Raw genomic sequence first — 3,584 nt, 5'->3', positions numbered from 1 at the left:
CTTTATCTTGAAGTATCATTGTGCTTCTCCTAGCATTAATTTCGTTGCATTGATCAAAAGCGTACTAAGTTTCAATGCTTGGCTTCCTCCAGATTCTTAGGGTGAATCGCAAGTTTGTTTCGGCAGCATCCAATTTAGACACTAATGTTCAGAATTCACTTGCCGTGTAATCACAATGAGTTCTGCTTGCAGTAAAACAACTAATAGCCACGAAAGCGCTTGTAAAATGGCTTCCATCGTCCAGTTCTGACTCTGAACCTCCCAAATCATCCAAATAATAATGAATCCAGTTAACAACCAGGGTAGAATGACCGCTGAATTCCGTCTGCGATAGAAGCGGATCGCCGTCTCCAGCCAAAAAGGGAAGGTGCTGAGGAGACAAACAAGGTAAGATAATCCTGCACTGACGAACAGGCTAGTTTGAAGACTCGAAGGCAGGTTTGGGTATCCAAGCGCGATCGCTGTCAGACAAACTCCCAGCGCGAGATACAGGAAAGTAAACAAGGTAAATCGTTTCATTTTTTGCAAATAAAGCTCAGCGATAATCTATTCCTGTGTGGCTGACATAACTCAGCCGATGAACAACAATTAGTCCACATGCAGCACAGCCTTACCTGAAAATCTGCGCCCGATCAAATCAGCCGCTGTTACGCCTGCTTCACGCCATGAAACTGCTCGATCGATGTGCGTTTTGAGCCGTCCCTGCTCAACTAACCTCAGCAGACGAGCCAGCCCAGAACTAGCACTTTCCAGCTCTACTTCGGTGTACAGCGTGAACCCGTAAAGCGTGCGCTGTCCTCCATTCTCGAAATAGAAGTCTGGTAGGGACAGCTTCATCTCGTTGCCGCTGCTACTGCCATAACAAACGCAGGTGCCTCCTTGAGCCAAAAACGCAGTTAGCGTCCCGACCAATTCACCTCCTACTCCATCGACAATCAGTCGATAAGGCGCGAACTGCTTGGCTTCTTGCCCGGTTTCGGTTAGCACCACTTCATCTGCGCCGTAATCTCGCACAAATGCTTCTTGCGCTGGCTGACGAATTTGGGCAACGACGCTGGCTCCCATCATCTGAGCAAGCTGCATGGCGAAGAGTCCCACTCCCCCTGTTGCCCCTGTGATCAGCACTCGACTTCCTGGTAAACGAGATCCCTTTTCCACTGCATACAGTGCTGTTAACCCTGCGACGGGCAGTGTGGCGGCATCGGTATGTGATACGCTCTGGGGAATAATAGCCAGAAAGCGAGTCGGAATTGCTACATATTCTGCCCAGCCCTCCGAGCGGATGGAGAGGGCAACGATTTCTGTCCCTGTGGGTGGACCACTGCCGTCTTGCGCTGTTTGTTCAACAACGCCAACGACATCCCAGCCAATCGGAGTGTCCAGTGGATCATTTTGCGATCGCTTAAGTTCGCCCCGATTCATCGAAAATGCCTTGACGCGAATCAAGCACTCGTTAGCCTTCGGAGTAGGAACTTCAGTGTCTTGAAAGGTGAGGTTGCCAACGGCATCTAGTGAACTCACGAGTCTACGCATCGCCATATCCTTGTGTGTAGAGGGCTATAGTTTCATGTTCTAGATAGAACTGTTTCAATCACCTTGCTGTATATCCACCATCGATCACTAAGGGTTGCCCAGTGATGTAGCTGGCAGCATCGGAGCAGAGAAACACCACCGCTTGAGCAACTTCTGCTGCCTGACCGATCCGACCCATTGGAATCAAAGGGCCTAAATCATCCGCTGTGATACCCAGTTGCCCAAAGGCGTGATCGAGTAGTTCAGTTGCAGTGCCTCCAGGATTCACCGCATTAACCCGGATGCCTTGCTTGGCATAGTCCAGCGCCGCCGCTCGCGTCAGCCCCATTACTGCATGTTTGCTGGCAACGTAAGGAGAAGTCTCCGGAAACGCAACGAGACCACTCGCTGACGAATTGTTCACGATCACACCAGATCTTTGAGACAGCATTTGCTGAATTTCGTACTTCATGCACAAAAACAGTCCCCGAACATTGATTGCCATCAGGTTGTCAAAATCTTCAATTGATTGTTCATGCAGAGGCTTAAAAGAGCCGTCAGTGCCTGCATTATTGAAGGCACAGTCGAGTTGCCCGTAGGTTGCAACCGTCTTTTGCACTAATGCTTTGATGTCTTCCTCATTCGAGGCATCTGAATGAACGTATAAGCATTCGGCACCTGTTTCGCTAATCAGTTTGGCAGTCTTTTCTCCTTCTGCGTCGCGTCTACCGGAGAATACTACCTTTGCTCCAGCAGCCCCGAAAGCGATCGCTGTTGCTCTACCGATTCCCGATGTGCCTCCGGTGACTAACGCCACTTTATCTTGCAGTATCATTCTGTTTCTCCTGTTTCAATTTCGTCAGTTTGTATCGGGTAAACTTGTCTCAGCAACTCAGTGACTTCTTGCGCGATCGCAATCAGGGCATGATTAACTGAAGAGTCGCGAAGAGAATCAGTCTGAGGTGTACCTTCATACCCAGAATCATTCTTGCCTTGTACTAGTAAATGCGTCATAGAATTATCCTCAATGAAATACTGATTTGTAATTCACTAAATCAATACGCAGGAATTCAGTTGTTGACATGGTTCAAAAAGCGGTAATTTTGTTCAGTGAAACAGGCAAGATCTAGCTATCAAAATTTGATAGCTTATAGCACTTACAGACAAGTCAGATGTGAATTGAGAGCAAAGATCGGGGAACTTAATGACTCGCAGCAATCATGGCAGCCATCAACTCCGTCGTGTTCCAGCGCTCGGTATACCGAATTCCATTGATAAACAGGGCTGGGGCAGTCGTCACTCCACTCTGCATTCCGCCTTCAATATCTTCGTTGATGCGATCGACATGCACTTGTTTAGACAACTCTTTGAGAAATTGAGGAATGTCAAGCCCTAAATCATTGGCGTACTCGACAAGATAACCGTTCTCCAACCTTTGTTGATGGTCAAATAAAGTATCGCTCATTAACCAAAACTTTCCTTGGGCGGCGGCAGCTTCGGCGGCTTGGGCTGCCCGTTGAGCATGGGGATAAATCTGTGTTTGTGGAAAATGACGGAAGATGAAGCATAAATAATCTTCTCCAAAAGCAGCACTAAGCTCTCGTTTGATCGCTTTAATCAGCTTGTAAACGTCCGCACTTCTAGGGCATTGATAGTCTCCGTACATCACCAGCACGACCTTGGCACTCAGAATACCTTGAATCCAATCTTGAGTTGAAGGTGGTACAAGTAAAGAACTGTGGCTACGATCGTCGCTCATCTTTTTACATTTGTATCAAGCATGGAACCGTGCAATTTACTTGCTCGATCCATTTGCATGACTGTTTGCATAAATTCAATATAGGTGGTCGCCTTCAAGCTGTCGCCTATAGCAAGTTAAATTTTTTACAGTGCAAATTGATAGAGTAACTATGCGATCGCAAAGTAGAAGACTGGCTCTAACTTAAGTTAGAATCCGAATTTGATCGAAAGTACATCCTACAAACTGACAATGCCGCGCTTAACGGCAACAATCACAGCTTGGGTGCGATCGCTGACATCTAACTTATTCAAAATTCGATTGACATGAGATT

The 3,584-nt window shown here is 47.2% G+C and carries 5 protein-coding genes; all 5 read right to left on the bottom strand.

Features of this window, described 5'->3' with window-relative positions; all coding sequences use genetic code 11:
- Positions 1–141: 141 nt before the first annotated feature.
- The gene (locus tag AC5JLB_RS17490) at positions 142–519 is read right to left on the bottom strand and encodes a hypothetical protein (RefSeq protein WP_495875106.1); all 378 of its coding nucleotides are present in this window, start codon (positions 517–519) and stop codon (positions 142–144) included.
- Between the two features lie 69 nt (positions 520–588).
- Positions 589–1,533 (bottom strand): zinc-binding dehydrogenase, encoded by a 945-nt coding sequence (locus AC5JLB_RS17485; RefSeq protein ID WP_495875105.1) that lies wholly within the window; start codon positions 1,531–1,533, stop codon positions 589–591.
- 58 nt (positions 1,534–1,591) lie between these two features.
- Positions 1,592–2,347 carry a glucose 1-dehydrogenase gene (locus AC5JLB_RS17480; RefSeq protein WP_495875104.1) on the bottom strand — a complete coding sequence of 252 codons (756 nt, stop codon included), beginning with the start codon at positions 2,345–2,347 and terminating at the stop codon, positions 1,592–1,594.
- A complete protein-coding gene (locus AC5JLB_RS17475) occupies positions 2,344–2,526 on the bottom strand; it encodes a hypothetical protein (RefSeq protein WP_495875103.1) in 183 nt (60 codons plus the stop codon). The genes AC5JLB_RS17480 and AC5JLB_RS17475 overlap by 4 nt, the downstream gene beginning before the upstream one ends.
- 187 nt (positions 2,527–2,713) lie before the next feature.
- Complete coding sequence (locus AC5JLB_RS17470; RefSeq protein ID WP_495875102.1) at positions 2,714–3,271, bottom strand: DsbA family protein; 558 nt, start codon at positions 3,269–3,271, stop codon at positions 2,714–2,716.
- Positions 3,272–3,584 lie beyond the last annotated feature (313 nt).

Source organism: Myxacorys chilensis (assembly GCF_059505265.1).
This window is presented reverse-complemented; position numbering and strand designations above follow the sequence as displayed.

Coding starts and splice junctions, on each gene's coding strand:
- AC5JLB_RS17490 (WP_495875106.1), bottom strand. CDS start 519: ATGAAACGATTTACCTTGTTTACTTTCCTGTATCTCGCGCTGGGAGTT.
- AC5JLB_RS17485 (WP_495875105.1), bottom strand. CDS start 1,533: ATGCGTAGACTCGTGAGTTCACTAGATGCCGTTGGCAACCTCACCTTT.
- AC5JLB_RS17480 (WP_495875104.1), bottom strand. CDS start 2,347: ATGATACTGCAAGATAAAGTGGCGTTAGTCACCGGAGGCACATCGGGA.
- AC5JLB_RS17475 (WP_495875103.1), bottom strand. CDS start 2,526: ATGACGCATTTACTAGTACAAGGCAAGAATGATTCTGGGTATGAAGGT.
- AC5JLB_RS17470 (WP_495875102.1), bottom strand. CDS start 3,271: ATGAGCGACGATCGTAGCCACAGTTCTTTACTTGTACCACCTTCAACT.